This window comes from Streptomyces sp. NRRL F-5122, assembly GCF_001507435.1.
Lineage (GTDB): Bacteria > Actinomycetota > Actinomycetes > Streptomycetales > Streptomycetaceae > Streptomyces > Streptomyces lannensis.
Map to the genome: position 1 here is coordinate 263,501 of NZ_LMWH01000228.1, position 16,087 is coordinate 279,587.

The window sequence follows — 16,087 nt, forward strand, 5'->3', positions numbered from 1 at the left end:
CGCGGCGTCACCGCCCCGCGTCCTGACGTTCGCCCCCGTGCGGTGTGCGCTCGAGTTCATGGCGCAGATCATCCAGTTCGTTGCCGCCCGCCATCTGGCGCGCCAGCTCATCCACGGTGATCTCCTCGCGGGTGTGGCTCCCCACCATGGTGCCGCGCTTGAGCAGCACAAAACGGTCGCCCACGAGGTACGCGTGGTGGGGGTTGTGAGTGATGAACACAACGCCCAGGCCCTCGTCCCGTGCGGCGGCCACATATTTCAGGACCATGCCGGACTGCTTCACTCCGAGGGCCGCCGTGGGCTCGTCGAGGATCAGCACCTTGGCCCCGAAATACACCGCCCGTGCGATGGCCACGCACTGGCGTTCACCACCCGACAGGGTGCCGATGGGCTGGTCGACGTCGCGCAGGTCGATGCCCATGCGCAAGAGCTGCTCACGCGTCGTGCGCCGCATGAGGTCGACGTCCAGGCGCTTGAAGGGGCCGAAGCCCTTGCGCGGCTCCGAACCGAGGAAGAAGTTGCGCCAGACCGGCATGAGCGGGACCACCGCCAGATCCTGGTGGACGGTGGCGATGCCCCGGTCCAGGGCCTCGCGCGGGGAGGACAGGCCGCTCTCCTCCCCCTCGATGCGGAAGGTCCCGGCGTCGTGCCGGTGAAGCCCTGCGACGATCTTGATGAGGGTCGACTTGCCCGCGCCGTTGTCGCCGAGTACGCAGGTGATCTCGCCCGCGTGGACCTCCAGGGACACCCCGTCGAGGGCGCGGACGTTGCCGTAGTGCTTGCCGACGTCCTCGAGGTGGACGAGCGCGGTGCGCTCCGTGACGTCCGTCATGTCGTGGCCTCCGCGCGCTTGCGGACCCAGGCGTTGAGCAGGGTCGCGAGGAGCAGCATCGCTCCGAGGAAGAACTTGAACCAGTCGGGGTTCCACTGGGCGAAGACGATGCCCTTGCTGGTCATGCCGAAGATCAGGGCGCCGACCGCCGAGCCGACGGCGGATCCGTAGCCGCCGGTGATCAGGCAGCCGCCGATGACGGCCGCGATGATGTAGATCAGCTCGTTGCCGACACCCTCACCGGACTGCACGACGTCGTATGAGAAGAGCAGGTGCTGACCGGAGATCCAGGCCCCGAGGGCGACACCCATGTAGAGGCCGGTCCTGGTCCTGCCGACCGGGACGCCGACCGCGCGGGCCGCGTCCTTGTTGCCGCCGACCGCGAAGATCCAGTTGCCGGCGCGGGTGCGCAGCAGGACCCAGGAGGCCAGGGCGACCAGGACGATCCACCACAGGATGGTGATCTTGAAGGCGACACCGCCGATCGTGACCGTGGACGCGAACACCGCCCTGGCCGAGGAGAAGCCGTCCATGTCCGAGATCGACTTGGTGGAGACCGTCTCGCTGAACAGCTTGGTGCATCCGAGGTTCAGGCCGGCCAGCATCAGGAACGTCCCGAGCGTGACGATGAAGCTCGGCAGTTTCGTGCGGGCGAGCACAAGCCCGTTGAAGGCGCCGATCGCGAGCGTGAACAGCAGGGACACGCCGACGCCGACCCAGACGTTCGCGGTCATCCGGTAGCTGAAGATCGACGAGGCCAGCGCGGACGTCGTCACGAGGACTCCGGCGGAGAGGTCGAACTCCCCGCCGATCATCAGCAGCGCCACCGGGACGGCCATGATGCCGATCGTCGAGGCCGCGTACAGGACGGTGCTCAGGCTCGAGGCCCGCAGAAAGCTTTCTGCGACGAGCGCGAAGAAGCCGAAGACGGCGAGCGCTCCCACGACCGAGCCCAGTTCCGGCCGGCTGAGGAGCCTCTTGAGCGGTGAGGTCCCGAGGAGCCGCTCGTCGGACGCCGGCCCCTGGTGCGTGTCCGGCGCGGATGCCGGTGACGTGACGGTCATCGCGTGCCCCGCTTCGTGTACTGCTCGAGGGCCGAGGCCTGGTCCCCGGTGACGATCTGCGGTCCGGTCAGCACGGGCTTGCCACCGCCGAGAGCGTTGGCGTTGTACTTGTAGAGCCAGAGCTGGTCGACCGCCTCGTAGCCCTGGAGGTAGGGCTGCTGGTCGACGGCGAAGCCGAGGGTGCCGTCCTTCAGCTCACCCGCCACCTTGGCGTTCAGGTCGAAGGTGTCGATCTCCGCCCGGTTTCCGGCATCGGCCTTGGCCTTGGCCGCCGTGTCGGCGTAGGGAGCGCCGAGCGTGACGACCGCGTCCACGGACTTGTCCGACTGGAGCCTCGCCTCGACGGCGGACTGCACGTCCGGCATGTTGGTGCCGTTGACGTAGAGGTTCTCCACGGTGCCGTGGAAGGTCTTGCGCACACCCGCGCAGCGCTGCTCGTGGCCCACGTTGCCCTGCTCGTGCAGGACGCACAGGGCCTTGGTCCTGCCCCGCTTGTTGAGCTCGTCGCCGACGGCCTCGCCCGCGATCGTCTCGTCCTGGCCTATGTGGACGAGCGCTCCGAAGGCCTTGGACTCCGCGGAGCCGGAGTTCACCGTGACGACCGGGATGCCGGCCTTCTCGGCGCGGGCGACGGCGGCCTTCATCGCGTCGGGCTTCGCCAGCGTGACGATGATGCCGTCGACCTTCTGGTCGATCGCGGCGTCCACGAGCTGGGCCTGCTGCTGGGCGTTGGCGTCGTGCGAGTACAGGAAGTCGATGTTGTCCTTGACGGCGGCCTGCCGGGCGCCGCTCTGCACGATGTCCCAGAAGGTGTCACCATCACCCGAATGAGTGATCATCGCGAAGGTCCAGCGGGGGGTGTCCACTGCGGCCCGGCCCTGCGCGGTGGCGGCCTTGCGGGCGTCCTCGGCGCGCTGCCCTCCATGGCTGCTGCACCCCGCGAGGGATAGGCCGAGCGCCCCTGTCAGCGCGATGGTTGCCCAGGTCCGAGTCCGTGCCACGAGGCCGTGCCCTTCTTGCGTAGTGTCGCTTGGAACTACCAAGTATCACGGACTGCGCATCGACGTCGCAGGTCAGGGCCCTGATGAGGCAATGGCGACACGGTGACGTACGCCACCGTCGGGTCAGGAGCGCACGAGGAGCTGGAACTCGAACGAGTAGCGCGAGGCCCGGTAGACATGGGTGCCGAACTCGACCGCACGCCCGGTGTCGTCGAAAGTGGTGCGCTGCATGGTGAGCAGCGGGGCGCCCTCCGGCTCGCCGAGTCGCTCGCCCTCGGCCTCGGTGGCGACCCGGGCCCCGATGGACTGCCTGGCGCTGTGCAGGGTGATGCCCGCGGAGCGCATGAGCCGGTACAGGCCGGTGGACTCGAGCTGTCCGGTCTCGAGAGAGAGCAGGTCCTTCGGCAGGAAGTTGCACAGGTGGGCCATCGGCTCACCGTGCGCGAGCCGCAACCGCTCGATCCGGTGGACCTCCGTGCCCTCGGGCACCCCGAGCGCGGCGGCGACCTCGGTGGAGGCCGACTCCAGGGTGTTGACGAGGACGCGGGTCGCGGGGCGCTGCCCCGCCGCCTCCAGGTCGTCGTACAGGCTGCTCAGCTCCAGCGGGCGCTTGACCTGGCTGTGCACGACCTGCGTGCCGACACCGCGGCGGCGCACCAGCAGGCCCTTGTCGACGAGCGACTGGATGGCCTGGCGGACGGTGGGCCGTGACAGGCCGAGCCGCGCGGCCAGTTCGATCTCGTTGCCCAGCAGACTGCCCGGAGTGAGCTTCCCGTGCTCGATCGCGGCCTCCAGTTGCTGGGAGAGCTGGAAGTAGAGCGGAACCGGACTGTTCCGGTCGACGCTGAGCTGGAGCGAGGCGGTCGGATCCACATCTGGTTTCGGCACGGCCCGAGCGTAGCTCCGGTGCCTGTTGACGGGAAGTTGTGTAGTCAGATTGTCCGGACAAAGCATTGACACGGTGGGGGACGCGCCTCCACGTTGTTCCCATGCGCATCGGACTCATCGGAGCGGGCCGCATCGGCACGTTCCACGCGACCTCGCTCAGTCGCCACCGTGACGTCGGTTCACTCATCATCACCGACGTGGACCGGGACCGGGCCCATACGCTCGCGGACCGTCTCGGGGAGACAGCGGCGCCGGGGGTGAACGAGATCTTCGTCTGGGGCGTGGACGCCGTCGTCATCACCGCGGCGACCGCGGCGCACGGCGAACTGATCGGTCGGGCAGCGCGGTCCGGCCTCCCCGTGTTCTGCGAGAAGCCCATCGCCGTCGACCTGCCGGGGACGCTGGAAGCGCTGGCCGAGGTCGACGCCGCCGGAACGGTCCTGCAGATGGGCTTCCAGCGCCGCTTCGACGAGGGTTACGCGACCGCGCGCGAGGTCGTGCGCGCCGGCAGCCTCGGACGGCTGCACACGGTCCGGGCGATGACGGCCGACCAGGCGCCGCCGTCCGCCTTATACCTTCCGGTCTCCGGCGGCATCTACCGCGACTGCCTCGTCCACGACTTCGACATGACGCGCTGGGTGACCGGCCGCGAGGTCGTCGAGGTCTACGCGACCGGGACCGACGCCGGCGGGCCGATGTACCGCGAGGCGAACGACGTCGACACGGCCGCGGCCGTGCTCACCCTGGACGACGGCACCCTGGCCACGGCGACGGCGACCCGCACCAACGGCGCCGGCTACGACGTCCGCATGGAGTTGGCGGGCGAGCTGGACACGGTCGCGGTCGGACTGGACGACCGGACCCCGATCACGTCGACCGAGCCGGAGGGGCCGCCGCCCGCGGTCAAACCGTGGACCGGCTTCCTGGAGCGCTTCGCGCCCGCGTACGAGGCCGAACTCGCCGCGTTCGTGCAGGTGGTGCGCGGTGAGCGGGCCAACCCGTGCGACGGCCACGAGGCACTGCGGGCCCTGCGCATCGCGGAGGCCTGCGAGCTCTCCCGTCACGAGCGCCGCCCGGTGAGCCTCGCCGAGATCGCGGGCGCCCACGAGTGACGGGCCGGGCATGACGGCCGAACCGCCGCGCCCTCCCGCCGGTCCGGACCGGACCGGCCACCGCGCCGCGCCGCGCCGTCCCGCCCGTCGCCGGCTACCAGCGCACCGGCAGGCTCCGCACCCCACGCATGAGCATCCCCGGCAGCCACGGACCGGGCGGACCGTCCAGGGCCAGATCCGGACAGCGCTCGAGCAGGGTACCCAGCGCGACACGCGCCTCGAGACGGGCCAGGGGCGACCCCAGGCAGTAGTGGATGCCGTGCCCGAAGGCGAGGTGGCCCTGCGGGGCCCGGTGGATGTCGAAGCGGTCGGGGTCGGGGAAGCGCACCGCGTCACGCCCCGCGGCGTCGAGCCCGACGATGACCGTGTCGCCCTCGCCGATGGCCGTACCGGCGATCTCCATCGACTCCGAGGCGTAGCGGTACGTCGCCGTCTCCACCGGTCCCTCGAAGCGCAGCAGCTCCTCGACGGCGCCGTCGAGAAGGGTCATGTCGGCGCGCAGGGCGGACAGTTGGTCAGGGTGCGTGAGCAGGGTGTGCACACCGTTGGTGATCAGGTTGACCGTGGTCTCGTGGCCCGCGATCAGCAGGATGAAGGCCATCGCGCGCAGTTCGCTGCCGGAGAGCCGGTCGCCGTCCTCGGCCCGGGTGCGCAGAAGGTCGCTGAGCAGGTCGTCGGCGGGGGCCGCGCACCGCTTGTCCTCGATCAGTTCGTCCAGGTACGAGGCGAGTCGCCGCACCGCGGCGAGTTCGGCCTCCCAACTGGTCGGGGTCACGATCTCGTTCGACAGGGAGCGGAAGGCAACCCGGTCGATGTCCGGGACGCCGAGCAGTTCGCAGATGACGGTGATGGGGAGCGGATAGGCGAGGGCCTCGACCAGATCGGCCCGGCCCTTCGGCAGCATCTGCGCGAGCAGTTCGTCGGTGATCTGCTGGACGCGCGGGCGCAGCGCCTCAACGCGGCGCATGGTGAAGGACCGGGCGACGAGGGACCGCAGCCGGGTGTGCTCCGGCGGGTCGACGATCAGCACATGCCGGCCCATCAGCCCGTCCTCGCGGCTGACCAGCCCTCTCTTGGTGCTGTCCTTGGACAGTCTGGGATCGGTCAGCGCCGCCCGCGCCTCGTCGTGTCCCACGATCAGCCAGCCCTCGTACGCCTCGGGCGGCGGCGTCCGCACCCGGTGCACCGGCCCGCGCGCCCGCAGCTCGGCGTAGACCGGATACGGATCCCGCGTGAAGCCCGGCCCGTAGGCCCCCAGATCGATCACGGCCATGCCCGCTCTCCCCGCCCGTTCGTCGGCAACCGGTCCGTCAACGCGCCCCCCGGAGAACGGACGGCGTGCGCGATCAGTGCCCGGGTTCGTCGAGCAGTCCCGCGTCGTACGTCAGCAGGGCGATCTGCACGCGGTTGTTGAGACCCAGTTTGGCGAGGACGCGCGAGACGTGTGTCTTGACCGTGGCGACGCTCATGAACAACTGGGTGGCGATCTCGGCGTTCGACGCGCCGCGGCCGACCGCGACCGCGACCTCCCGTTCGCGCTCCCCGAGCGCCGCGATCCGCTCTCGGGCCGTATGACGCCGGGTGTCGGCCCCGGTTCCGACGGCGTGCGCCATCAGCTGACGGGTGACCGCGGGTGACAGGACCGGGTCGCCCGCCGCGACCCGCCGTACCGCGTCCAGTATCTCGGCGGGCGGGGTGTCCTTGAGGACGAACCCGGCCGCGCCGGCACGCAGCGCCCGCAGCACCTGCTCGTCGGCGTGGAAGGTGGTGAGGACCACGACCTGAGGCGCGTCCGGGCGGCTGCGCAGCAGCTCTGTCGCGGCGAGTCCGTCGACGGTCGGCATCCGGATGTCCATGAGGACGACGTCGGGCCGGGTGCGCGCGACGAGTTGCCCGACCTCACTGCCGTCGGCAGCCTCGCCGACGATCTCGATGTCGTCGGCACCACCCATCATGAAGGACAGGCCGGCCCGCACGAGGGGGTCGTCGTCGACGAGGAGCAGTCGGATCGCGGTCATGCTCCCTACCGTATGCACCGGCCGCCTCGTGCATGACAGGGATCGCCGCTCCGGCGGGCCGCGACGGGCGCCGCGATGCGGCCGGGGACCGGCCCGAACCGCCGTGTGACGCCGTGGATTTCGATTGACTCGGGCCGAGCGCACCCGGTTTCCTGCTGCGATGCCGACCCTTCACTTCGAACAACCGCACGACGACAGCAAACTCGAGGACTGGCGGTACGTCCACAACAAGATCATCCCCGCGGACCCGCTCTCCCCGGATGACGTTCGCGAGCGCATGGCGCGCCATCAGCTGGAGGTGGCGTATCTGGGCGAGGTCCTCGTGGGCTGCTCGACCGTGCGCCCTCCGCGGGACGGCACTGCCACGGTCATCGCCCGGGTCCTGCCCGGCCACCGGAGGCGGGGGTTCGGCGGGCAGCTCTACGACCGCGGCGCCGAGCTGGCACGACGGCTGGGTGCCGAGGTGATCGAGACGATCGTGCTCGGCACCAACGAGGACGGACTGCGGTTCGCCCACCGGCGCGGCTTCGTCGAGGTGGACCGCTACGTGGCCGGCGTCGACGAGGTGTGGCACACCCTCCGGCTGCCCTGAGCCGCACCCTGCGGCCCGGCCGCCGTGCTCACGCAGGCCAGGGAAGCCACGCGTGCACCCGGAAGCCGCCGTCGGTCCCGGCGCCGTGCTCCAGTCGTCCGCCGGCCAGAGTGGCGCGTTCGGCCAGGCCGATCAGTCCCTGGCCGGAACCGGGGACGTGCGGGACCGCGCCGGGCGGCTCCGGGTTGCGCACCGTCACGGTGAGGCTGTCTCCGGGCGTGCCCGCGACCGTCACGGTGACCTCGGCGCCGGGGGCGTGTTTGCGCGCGTTGGTCAGGCCCTCCTGGGCGATGCGGTAGGCGGTGCGGCCCACCGAGGCGGGCACTGCGGAAGCGTCGGAGACCCGATGGTCGAGGACGACCTTCATGCCGGCCTCGCGGGACTCGGCGACCAGGGCGTCGAGCGCGGCGAGCGTCGGCTGCGGGCGTCCGGCGTCGTCGGAGTCACCGGCCCGCAGCACCCCGATGATCTCCCGCAGGTCCTGCAGCGCGTCGTGCGCGCTCTCCCGGATCACCCCGGCCGCCCGGGCGATCTCCTCCTGGGGCGCGTCCGGGCGGAACTCCAGTGCGCCCGCGTGCACGCTCAGCAACGTCAGCCGGTGCGCCAGGACGTCGTGCATCTCACGCGCGATCGCCTCCCGGGCGAGCCGCTGGGCCTGCTCGGCCCGCAGAGCCGCCTCCGTCTCGGCCCGCCGGGCCCGGTCCCGCAGGCTCAGCATGAGCTGCCGCTTGGAGCGCACGAACAGGCCCCAGCCGACGACCCCGGTCGTGATCAGAGTTGCGACGGCCACGGTGACCAGGTACGGAATGTCATGGTCCGGGCGTATCCAGTAGAACAACGGGATGATCGCGAGCTGGGCGGCGCCGATCCAGGCGGAGTACTTGAAGGGCCGGTGCACGGCGACGGTGAACAGGGCGATCATGCTCGCACCACCCGCGCTGTCGGAGAGCAGACCCAGCGGAAGCATCGCCACCGCGAGCCCGAGCGGCCATCGGCGGCGCAGCCAGAGGGCCAGGCAGGCCAGGGCGCCAAGACCCACGTCCATCGCCACGACCTGGTGCGAGGTGTGGGGGCTCTGCTCCACCGAGACCCCGGCGGCGAAGGCGAGGAGCACCGCGAGGAAGAAGGCCCCGAGGTCGACGGCCCAGTCCCGTACGGTACGGCGGGGGCGGCCCCGCCGGCCGCCGGCCTCGGGATCCAGTTCCGCGATCACGGCGGAGGGCAGGAACCAGCGGTGCCGGGGCAGCCCGTTCGCGGTCGTCCCCTCCAGAGGCACGGGCACGGGCAGCGCCGTGGGGGCCGCGGGTGCCTCCCGCCGCCGCAGATGCCGCGACCAGCCCGTCAGCAGGGGGCCGAGGCCCTCCCTGACACCCTCCACCGCCGCCGCGAGGCGGGGCGCGGTGGGCCCCGGGCGTCGTGCCGACTCGTCTCCGTTCACGGTCGACAAATCTATGTGGGGACGGCCGGGGAATCCTCTCCCGCGCCCCGATCCGAGACCAAAGTCGCAGTGCCGCAGACTTTTGGGCCTCCCCTGCCGGCCCTGGGGGTACTTCCGGCCGATGCCGTGCTCGGCGGGGAGGACAGGGGCCGGAGGGGTCCGACCCGGCACGGGGCCGACCGGAGACGGGACGGGCGGAGGACGACGGGCCCGGGCGGAGACGGGGCCGACCCGGGGCGCCCGACGACGGGCCCGGGCAGAGACACGGCCGACCGGAGACAGGTCGGGCGCCCGACGACGGGCCCGAGCCGATACAGGGGCGGGCGCCGAAGGGCGGATCCGCTCGGGCACGGGGTGGGCGTCGCGGCCCGTAACGGGGCGAGGACGCCAACCGCCCCGCAGCGGATACGAGAGCTGCGGGGCGGTATGTACGCGGCGCACGACCCTTCCGGTGCCGGGTCGCGCCGGACCGGCTCAAGCCGCACGGCCGCCGATCGTCCGCCGGTCGTCAGCAGCCGAAGTCGATCAGATCGAACGTCTCGTAGTGGTCCGAGGTGTAGTAGTCCTCCTCGAACTGCCTGCCGGTGACGATGCGGCGGGCTCCACGGGTGGAGGATCCGGGGGTCTTGACGGTGTATTCGTGGTAGTACCCGCTCGACTGCTTGGGCAGGACGCCTTCACGGTTCTGGAAGACGATCCCGTCCTGCGGGTACGGGAAGGGGCCGCCCGAGTCGATCAGGTCCAGGGTGTCGTGCGCCTGGGAGGGCAGGGAGCCATAGCAGATGCTCCCGACGGACGCGGCAGCGGCGTCTGCGGTCGTGGCGGTGACGGTGGCGCCCATGAGGAGTGCGGACGCAAGAGCGGCCGCGGCGCCGATTCGTGTTGCGCGTGGGGGGAATCGCATGCCGTCATGATGACGCGCGTAGACCATGGCATGTCAATGACAACTCCACAGAGTTTCACGACAAGTCCCAGGAATTTTCAGGGAGTTAACCTCGGTTACGGCAGGGCGTGCGCCCGGCGTGGCGTGCGGGGCCCAGGCCGCCCGGCGGAGCGAACGAGGACCGGGGCTCGTTCGCTCCGCCGGATACGGGCGGACGCCCGTCACCCCCCTCGGCGGTCCGGCGGCGGGCGGGCCGCAGCTCCTCACAGGCTTGGGCAGCGCGGCCCGGGCCGCCGCACGGGCGGAAATATCGCCGTACGGGTGCGGACGATCTGCGCCTAAGCGTCCTGCGGAAGCTCGTACGACCCGTACTGGGGACGGCCCTCTGGCTCGTAGGTGTGGATGGCGACACCTGTGCCCGTGGTGCGCGCACCGGTGTGTCGGAACGCGGTGGGGACGGCGCCCTCGGCAAAGAAGCGGCGCCCGGCGCCGAGCACGACCGGGAACGTCACCAGGTGCAGGGTGTCGACGAGGTCGAGCGCGAGCAGCGACCGGACGAGGGCACCGCTGCCGTGCACCTGAAGCTCGCCCTCGGTCCGCTCCCTGACGGCGGTCACCTCCTTTGCGAGATCGCCGCCGAGCACGGTGGTGCCGGCCCAGGAAGGGGCACCGAGGGTCTGCGACACCACGTACTTGGGCAGCGAGTTGAGCCGCGAGGCGACGGCATCGGCCGGGTCGGTCACTCGGGGCCAGTGCGCGGCGAAGATGTCGTACGTACGGCGGCCGAGGAGGAAGGCGCCGGAGCGGTCGAAGACCTCGGCCACGAACGTGCCGAAGTCGCCGTCCCCGTAAGGGACGCTCCAGCCGCCCTGCTCGAATCCGCCCCCGCGGTCCTCCCGCGGGCCGCCGGGCGCCTGGTACACGCCGTCCAGGGTGATGAACGCGGTGACGACGAGCTTGCCCATGTCGGGTGCCTGCTTTCTCGTGTCCGGGTGGGGTCCGTTGTCATCGACTGGGACCCCGGCGGCACCCGGAACTCATCGCCTCACCCGGCGTGCGTCGAGAACAGTCCTCCGGTCGGCCCCTGCTTGTCCCCGCCCTGCGCCTTCTTGAGGGCGTTGGCGAGGCTCTCGATGGTGAGGGACTGCAGGATCACACGGCCGTTGCCCTCCAGGGTGGCCAGGGACAGGCCCTCCCCGCCGAAGACCATGTTCATGATCCCCTGGCGGTTGAGGCCGCCGACGCGCTGGACGCCGTACTGGATCCCCTCCTCGAAGGCGACGACACAACCGGTGTCGACCTCGATCCGGCCGCCGAAGTCCGCGGGGTTGAGGTCGATGAAATTGCCCGCACCGGCGATGATCACCGTCCCGTGCCCGGTGAACTTCTCCAGGACGAAACCCTCGCCGCCGCTCATACCGGTCCGTCCGCCCTGGAAGGCGATGCCGAAGTTCACGGTCGACTCGGCCGCCACGAAGGCGTCCTTCTCCGCGAACCAGGCGCGTGTCCCGTCGAGCTCCAGCGCGCGCATCTCGCCGGGCAGCACGCCCGCGAAACCGACCGTGCCCTCGCCGCCCTGCGAGGTGAAGTACTGGAACGCCAGCGACTCGCCCGCGAGCACACGCTGGCCGACCTGCGCGGCCGTCCCCATGGCCTGGCGCAGGAAACCGCCCATGCCGCCGGCGCCGCCGCCCTGCTGTTGTCCGCCGTTCGACGGGCCGGACAGGCGGGTCTCCATGGTGACGTTCGTGGTCTTGAAGAGGAACTTGCCCGCCTCGCAGTACACGGTCTGGCCCGGGTGCAGGTTGACGACCGCCATCTGCATGGCGTTGCCGACGATTTCTTGCTGAAGAGTCACGCGACAAAGAACGTGACGGGCGGGTCGAAGAGTTCCACAAAGTGACGAGTTCCACTGAGCGCCCCGGAGCCGTCCCGTCGAGGCCGGTCGCCGTTCACCGTCGGCCGCCTGCCGGCCCACGGGTGGGTCGGGCCCGCCACCTCACGGGGAACCGCGCCGCCCCGGTCCGCGACGGGCAGCCGCGGCAGGGGTACGGCGACGGCGCCCCACCGGTACCTCGACGGCGCAGGACCTCGCCGCCACCCGTACCGACGGCAAGGACACCGGAGGACCCGCGCACCCCGGATCGCCCCCTCGCGTCCCGGCAGGTCGCTCGGCGCAGGGCCGGGACGGGCACGGCGGTGTCAGCCGCCCAGCTCCTGGTGGCGCGCCGCCAGCCGGGCCGCCCCCTCCGCGGTCAGGGAGCCGAAGAGGCGCAGCCGTGAGATGCCGCCGTCCGGAAAGATGTCCACGCGCGCGTGCGTACCGACGGCGGCCGACGGCAGGACGAACCGGTGGTTCGTGTCGGGCTGGAGGCGGGTGCGCGGCAGGATCTCGCGCCACTGGCCGTCCTCGCCGTCCCTGACCGAGACCGACGCCCAGCCCGCGGCGTTGCCCTTCAGACAGGCCGTGTCGATCTCGACCGCACGGATCAAGGACTGCGCCGCCAGCCGGTAGCGGATCCAGTCGTTGCCCCGGTCGCGGCGGCGCCGTGTCTCCCAGCCGTCGTCCATCTTGTGGGAGCGGCCCGGCCGAATGGTGTTGGACGCGGGCGAGTAGAAGAGGTCGGACGCGTCCTCCACCCCGCCCCCGTTCTCCAGTGCCACGACGTCGAACGTGCCGAGCACGTCGAGCCACGCCGGATCCGGTACCACCTCGCCGTACACGCGCAGACGGGCGATGCCGCCGTCGGGGTGCTGGTTGACACGCAGGTGCGTGAAGCGCTGTTCGACGGTGACCTCGAAGCCGTTGGCCGCGTGGCCGCCGACGGGAGTGCGCGGGACCAGTGTCGTCCACTTCATGTCGTCGCCGAGCAGTTCCTCCGGGGACGGGGAGCCGGGCACGCACGTGCCCTCGACGGACACCGCCTGCGGGTGGTTGCCCCGGAAGTGGGCCGTGTCGATCACGATGCCGCGGACGACGCCGGGGGCGCCGAGGCGTACCAGCGCCCAGTCATGGTCCTGCTCCGCGGGCCACGGATGCCCGGCCGAGGTGCCGCGCCGGCGCCGTGTCTCCCAGCCGTCCATCGCCTTGCCCTTGTGCCCGAAGTGCCCGGGGTCGAACTCGGCCCGCTCCGGCACCAGCAGATTCTCGCGCTGGGCGAAGAACTCGTCGTTGGCAGCGATGACACCGGCACCGAGCCGCCGGTCGGCGAGGTCGGCGTGGCGGGTGAAGGGGTAGTGGGCGGTGCGGTAGTCCGCGTAGGGGTCACCGCCTCCGTACGGGTCGGCGTCTCCGGTGAAGCGGGCCGTCTGGGGTCGATGCTGCGCGGTCACGGTGATCAGGTCGTCCTTTCGGGAGTCGGCGGCTGCGGGCGGGGACGCGGGTCAGTCGTCCCTGCCGAGCAGTCGGCCCTTCGGCTCGGTGAACTCGCCTTCCTTCACGATGCGTTCGCCCCGCAGCCAGGTGGCCCTGACGACGCCGTGCAGGGTCCTGCCCGCGTACGCCGTCACCCGGTTGCGGTGCTGGAGGGCCGCCGGATCCACGGTGAAGGTCTCGTCGGGGGCGAACACCACGAGATCGGCGTCCCGGCCGGCCTCGATGGCTCCCTTGCGCGTGTCGAGCCCCACCAGCCGTGCCGTGTGTGCGGACATCCAGCGGACCACGTCCTCGAGGCCGTGTCCGCGCCGGTGCGCCTCGGTCCACACCGCGGACAGGCTCAGCTGCAGTCCGGAGATGCCACCCCAGGAGGTGGCGAAGTCGTCGGTCTTCAGGTCGGCCGTCGACGGGGAGTGGTCGGTGACCACGCAGTCGATCGTGCCGTCCGCCAGCGCCCGCCACAGCAGGTCCTGGTTGGCCGCCTCACGGATCGGCGGGCAGCATTTGAACTCGGCTGCCCCGTCCGGGACTTCCTCGGCCGTGAGGGTCAGATAGTGCGGGCACGTCTCCACGGTGATCCGGACGCCCTCGGTCCGGGCCTCGGCGATCAGCGGCAGCGCGTCGCCGGAGGACAGGTGGAGCACATGTACCCGCGCGTCCAGGCGTTTCGCGTGCGCGATCAGGTGTGCCACGGCCGTGTCCTCGGCGGCGCGCGGCCGGGAGGCCAGGAAGTCGGCGTACCTGGGGCCGCCCTGCTGCGGGGCGGCGGCGAGGTGGTGCGGGTCCTCGGCGTGCACGACGAGCAGTCCGCCGAATCCGGCGATCTCGGCCATGGAGCGGCCGAGTCGCTCCTGGTCGAGGTGGGGGAACTCGTCCACGCCCGACGGTGCCAGAAAGGCCTTGAAGCCGAAGACTCCGGCGTCGTGCAGCGGCCGCAGGTCCTTGACGTTGTCCGGCAGGGCGCCACCCCAGAAGCCGACGTCGACATGCGCCTTGCCGGCCGCGACCTGCTGTTTGACGCGCAGGTGGCCGACCGTGGTGGTCGGCGGGATCGAGTTGAGCGGCATGTCGATCAGGGTGGTGATCCCGCCGGCCGCCGCCGCGCGGGTGGCCGTCCAGAAGCCCTCCCACTCCGTGCGGCCCGGGTCGTTGACGTGCACGTGGGTGTCGACCAGGCCGGGCAGCAGGACGTCGTCGCCGACGTCCTGCACGAGGGCCCCTGCCGGAACCTCCGCGTCGTACGGCAGAACCGCCGTGATCGTCCCCCCGGCGACCACGACCGTCGCGGCGCGCGTCCCCTCGGGTGTGATGACACGCCTCGAGCGCAGCACCAGTTCAGCGTCAGACACTCCGGCCCCTCTCTGCCGCCGTCCTGCTTCCGGGAAAGGGATGCACATCCATGGGATTTCAACGTTCTGTTGAAGGAGTCTTCACTCCCGCCCCCACGCCGTCAAGGGCACACTTCCTTCCATCACCTCCGAGGCGCCCGCTATGGACTTTTCCGCTTAGCGGAATTAGAATTCCGCCCAACAGACCCCAGGGTGGCACCAGGACCAGGGAGCCGACCGCCCGCCGGGTAGGCTTTGGCCCTTCCTGCCGGCCCCGAAAGGAACGCGCCGTGTCGACGTCCAGCGCCAGCGACGCCCCCGCCAAGTCCGCCGCGGGCGGTGTCCAGTCCCTCGAGCGCGCCTTCGACCTGCTGGAGCGGATGGCCGACGCGGGCGGCGAGGTCGGCCTGAGCGAACTGTCCGCGAGCAGCGGGCTGCCGCTGCCCACGATCCACCGCCTGATGCGCACGCTGGTGGCCTGCGGCTACGTACGCCAGCAGCCCAACCGCCGCTATGCACTCGGCCCCCGGCTGATCCGGCTCGGCGAATCGGCGTCCCGGCTGCTCGGCACCTGGGCCCGCCCCTATCTGGCGCGACTGGTCGAGGAGACCGGCGAGACCGCCAACATGGCGCTGCTCGACGGGGACGAGATCGTCTATGTGGCGCAGGTCCCCTCCAAGCACTCGATGCGCATGTTCACCGAGGTGGGCCGGCGGGTGCTGCCGCACTCCACGGGCGTGGGCAAGGCACTGCTCGCCACCACCTCGGACGACGAGGTGCGCGCCCTGCTGTCCCGCACCGGCATGCCCGCGGCGACCGAGAAGACGATCACCAGTCCCGAGGCGTTCCTGGCCGCGCTGCAGGAGGTGCGCACGCACGGGTACGCCGTCGACGACAACGAGCAGGAACTGGGGGTCCGCTGCCTCGCCGTGTCCGTGCCCGACTCACCGACGGCCGCGGCGATCTCCATCTCAGGACCGGCGGGCCGTGTCACCGACGCGGCGACCGAGAAGATCGTGCCGGTGCTCCAGCAGGTGGCCGCGGAACTGTCGCAGGCGCTGGCGACTTCGGGCACCCCGACGGCCTGACCCCCGATGCGCACACGGTGTCCGGCCGTGCGGCCGAAGGCCGCTGCCGTGGCATGCCGGTCATGGGCGGTGCGGGTCAGTCCCGCCGCGACTCCCCGAACAGTTCCACCGCGCTGCGCACATCCGACAGACCCCGGGCCAGCGCGCTGACCGAGCCGATCGCGCCGGCGATCAGGAGCAGGGAGCGGCGCAGCCGTGGGATCTCGGGGACACCGCTGAGGGCCATCGCGGCCAGCGCGGCGAGTTCGTCCTCCGCTATGGCACGGTCGGGGAACTCGGAAGGGAGGGTGGCGAGTTCACGGCGCAGCCGGGACACGGCGGTCCGCAGTTCCGCCACCCTCGGGTCCTCTTCACTGCCGGTCACTGGCCTCTGCCCCAAGCTCCGCAACACAGCTCTCCCCCCTCGCACCCCGTCGTGCGCACTTCTCGACACACCGTCCGCGCCCCCATGGCGCTGGTCGGGCGCC

General features: G+C 71.3%; 16 protein-coding genes. 3 read left to right on the forward strand and 13 right to left on the reverse strand.

Annotation, left to right across the window (positions count from 1 at the left end):
* Window positions 1-7: 7 nt before the first annotated feature.
* The 4 genes from ADL25_RS22125 to ADL25_RS22140 form a co-directional block, all read right to left on the reverse strand.
* Window positions 8-832 carry an ATP-binding cassette domain-containing protein gene (locus tag ADL25_RS22125; protein ID WP_059129490.1) on the reverse strand — a complete coding sequence of 275 codons (825 nt, stop codon included), beginning with the start codon at window positions 830-832 and terminating at the stop codon, window positions 8-10.
* Window positions 829-1,896 (reverse strand): ABC transporter permease, encoded by a 1,068-nt coding sequence (locus ADL25_RS22130; protein ID WP_059129491.1) that lies wholly within the window; start codon window positions 1,894-1,896, stop codon window positions 829-831. Before ADL25_RS22130 ends, ADL25_RS22125 begins: the two co-directional genes overlap by 4 nt.
* Window positions 1,893-2,897 carry a sugar ABC transporter substrate-binding protein gene (locus ADL25_RS22135; protein ID WP_059129492.1) on the reverse strand — a complete coding sequence of 335 codons (1,005 nt, stop codon included), beginning with the start codon at window positions 2,895-2,897 and terminating at the stop codon, window positions 1,893-1,895. The genes ADL25_RS22130 and ADL25_RS22135 overlap by 4 nt, the downstream gene beginning before the upstream one ends.
* A gap of 123 nt (window positions 2,898-3,020) precedes the next feature.
* Window positions 3,021-3,770, reverse strand: a complete 750-nt coding sequence (locus ADL25_RS22140; protein ID WP_059129493.1) for a GntR family transcriptional regulator — start codon at window positions 3,768-3,770, stop codon at window positions 3,021-3,023.
* 116 nt (window positions 3,771-3,886) lie between these two features.
* Between ADL25_RS22140 and ADL25_RS22145 the strand changes: the two genes are divergently transcribed.
* Entirely contained in the window at window positions 3,887-4,897 is a 1,011-nt protein-coding gene (locus ADL25_RS22145; RefSeq protein ID WP_059129494.1) for a Gfo/Idh/MocA family oxidoreductase, read from the forward strand.
* 94 nt (window positions 4,898-4,991) lie between these two features.
* Here ADL25_RS22145 and ADL25_RS22150 read toward each other — a convergent pair whose 3' ends face one another.
* Both ADL25_RS22150 and ADL25_RS22155 read right to left on the reverse strand, forming a co-directional pair.
* Window positions 4,992-6,170 (reverse strand): cytochrome P450 family protein, encoded by a 1,179-nt coding sequence (locus tag ADL25_RS22150; RefSeq protein WP_181923185.1) that lies wholly within the window; start codon window positions 6,168-6,170, stop codon window positions 4,992-4,994.
* Window positions 6,171-6,243: 73 nt separating this feature from the next.
* Window positions 6,244-6,915, reverse strand: a complete 672-nt coding sequence (locus ADL25_RS22155; RefSeq protein WP_059129495.1) for a response regulator — start codon at window positions 6,913-6,915, stop codon at window positions 6,244-6,246.
* A gap of 160 nt (window positions 6,916-7,075) precedes the next feature.
* Here ADL25_RS22155 and ADL25_RS22160 point away from each other — a divergent pair, with 160 nt between their 5' ends.
* Entirely contained in the window at window positions 7,076-7,507 is a 432-nt protein-coding gene (locus ADL25_RS22160) for a GNAT family N-acetyltransferase (protein WP_059129496.1), read from the forward strand.
* 28 nt (window positions 7,508-7,535) lie between these two features.
* Here the strand turns inward: ADL25_RS22160 and ADL25_RS22165 are convergent, their stop codons facing one another.
* The 6 genes from ADL25_RS22165 to allB all read right to left on the reverse strand — a co-directional run bounded on the left by ADL25_RS22165 (window position 7,536) and on the right by allB (window position 14,553).
* The gene (locus tag ADL25_RS22165; protein ID WP_234381001.1) at window positions 7,536-8,789 is read right to left on the reverse strand and encodes a sensor histidine kinase; all 1,254 of its coding nucleotides are present in this window, start codon (window positions 8,787-8,789) and stop codon (window positions 7,536-7,538) included.
* Window positions 8,790-9,453: 664 nt separating this feature from the next.
* The gene (locus ADL25_RS22170) at window positions 9,454-9,849 is read right to left on the reverse strand and encodes a ribonuclease domain-containing protein (RefSeq protein ID WP_059129659.1); all 396 of its coding nucleotides are present in this window, start codon (window positions 9,847-9,849) and stop codon (window positions 9,454-9,456) included.
* A gap of 317 nt (window positions 9,850-10,166) precedes the next feature.
* The gene (locus ADL25_RS22175) at window positions 10,167-10,793 is read right to left on the reverse strand and encodes a dihydrofolate reductase family protein (RefSeq protein ID WP_059129497.1); all 627 of its coding nucleotides are present in this window, start codon (window positions 10,791-10,793) and stop codon (window positions 10,167-10,169) included.
* Between the two features lie 80 nt (window positions 10,794-10,873).
* Window positions 10,874-11,686 (reverse strand): AIM24 family protein, encoded by an 813-nt coding sequence (locus ADL25_RS22180; protein ID WP_079050516.1) that lies wholly within the window; start codon window positions 11,684-11,686, stop codon window positions 10,874-10,876.
* A gap of 344 nt (window positions 11,687-12,030) precedes the next feature.
* Complete coding sequence (gene alc, locus ADL25_RS22185) at window positions 12,031-13,170, reverse strand: allantoicase (protein ID WP_199839198.1); 1,140 nt, start codon at window positions 13,168-13,170, stop codon at window positions 12,031-12,033.
* A 42-nt stretch (window positions 13,171-13,212) separates the two neighbouring features.
* The gene (allB, locus tag ADL25_RS22190; RefSeq protein WP_059129499.1) at window positions 13,213-14,553 is read right to left on the reverse strand and encodes an allantoinase AllB; all 1,341 of its coding nucleotides are present in this window, start codon (window positions 14,551-14,553) and stop codon (window positions 13,213-13,215) included.
* Window positions 14,554-14,822: 269 nt separating this feature from the next.
* Here allB and ADL25_RS22195 point away from each other — a divergent pair, with 269 nt between their 5' ends.
* On the forward strand, window positions 14,823-15,620 hold the full coding sequence (locus ADL25_RS22195) for an IclR family transcriptional regulator (RefSeq protein ID WP_059129500.1): 798 nt from the start codon (window positions 14,823-14,825) through the stop codon (window positions 15,618-15,620).
* 76 nt (window positions 15,621-15,696) lie between these two features.
* Here ADL25_RS22195 and ADL25_RS22200 read toward each other — a convergent pair whose 3' ends face one another.
* Window positions 15,697-16,011, reverse strand: coding sequence for a DUF5955 family protein (locus ADL25_RS22200; RefSeq protein ID WP_079050517.1), 315 nt, complete (start codon window positions 16,009-16,011; stop codon window positions 15,697-15,699).
* Between the last annotated feature and the right edge of the window lie 76 nt (window positions 16,012-16,087).

What these genes read in the sequence shown, in the direction of transcription:
- ADL25_RS22150 (WP_181923185.1), bottom strand. Translation starts at nt 6,170, where the DNA reads ATGGCCGTGATCGATCTGGGGGCCTACGGGCCGGGCTTCACGCGGGAT.
- ADL25_RS22130 (WP_059129491.1), bottom strand. Translation starts at nt 1,896, where the DNA reads ATGACCGTCACGTCACCGGCATCCGCGCCGGACACGCACCAGGGGCCG.
- ADL25_RS22170 (WP_059129659.1), bottom strand. Translation starts at nt 9,849, where the DNA reads ATGCGATTCCCCCCACGCGCAACACGAATCGGCGCCGCGGCCGCTCTT.
- ADL25_RS22125 (WP_059129490.1), bottom strand. Translation starts at nt 832, where the DNA reads ATGACGGACGTCACGGAGCGCACCGCGCTCGTCCACCTCGAGGACGTC.
- ADL25_RS22155 (WP_059129495.1), bottom strand. Translation starts at nt 6,915, where the DNA reads ATGACCGCGATCCGACTGCTCCTCGTCGACGACGACCCCCTCGTGCGG.
- ADL25_RS22175 (WP_059129497.1), bottom strand. Translation starts at nt 10,793, where the DNA reads ATGGGCAAGCTCGTCGTCACCGCGTTCATCACCCTGGACGGCGTGTAC.
- ADL25_RS22145 (WP_059129494.1), top strand. Translation starts at nt 3,887, where the DNA reads ATGCGCATCGGACTCATCGGAGCGGGCCGCATCGGCACGTTCCACGCG.
- ADL25_RS22160 (WP_059129496.1), top strand. Translation starts at nt 7,076, where the DNA reads ATGCCGACCCTTCACTTCGAACAACCGCACGACGACAGCAAACTCGAG.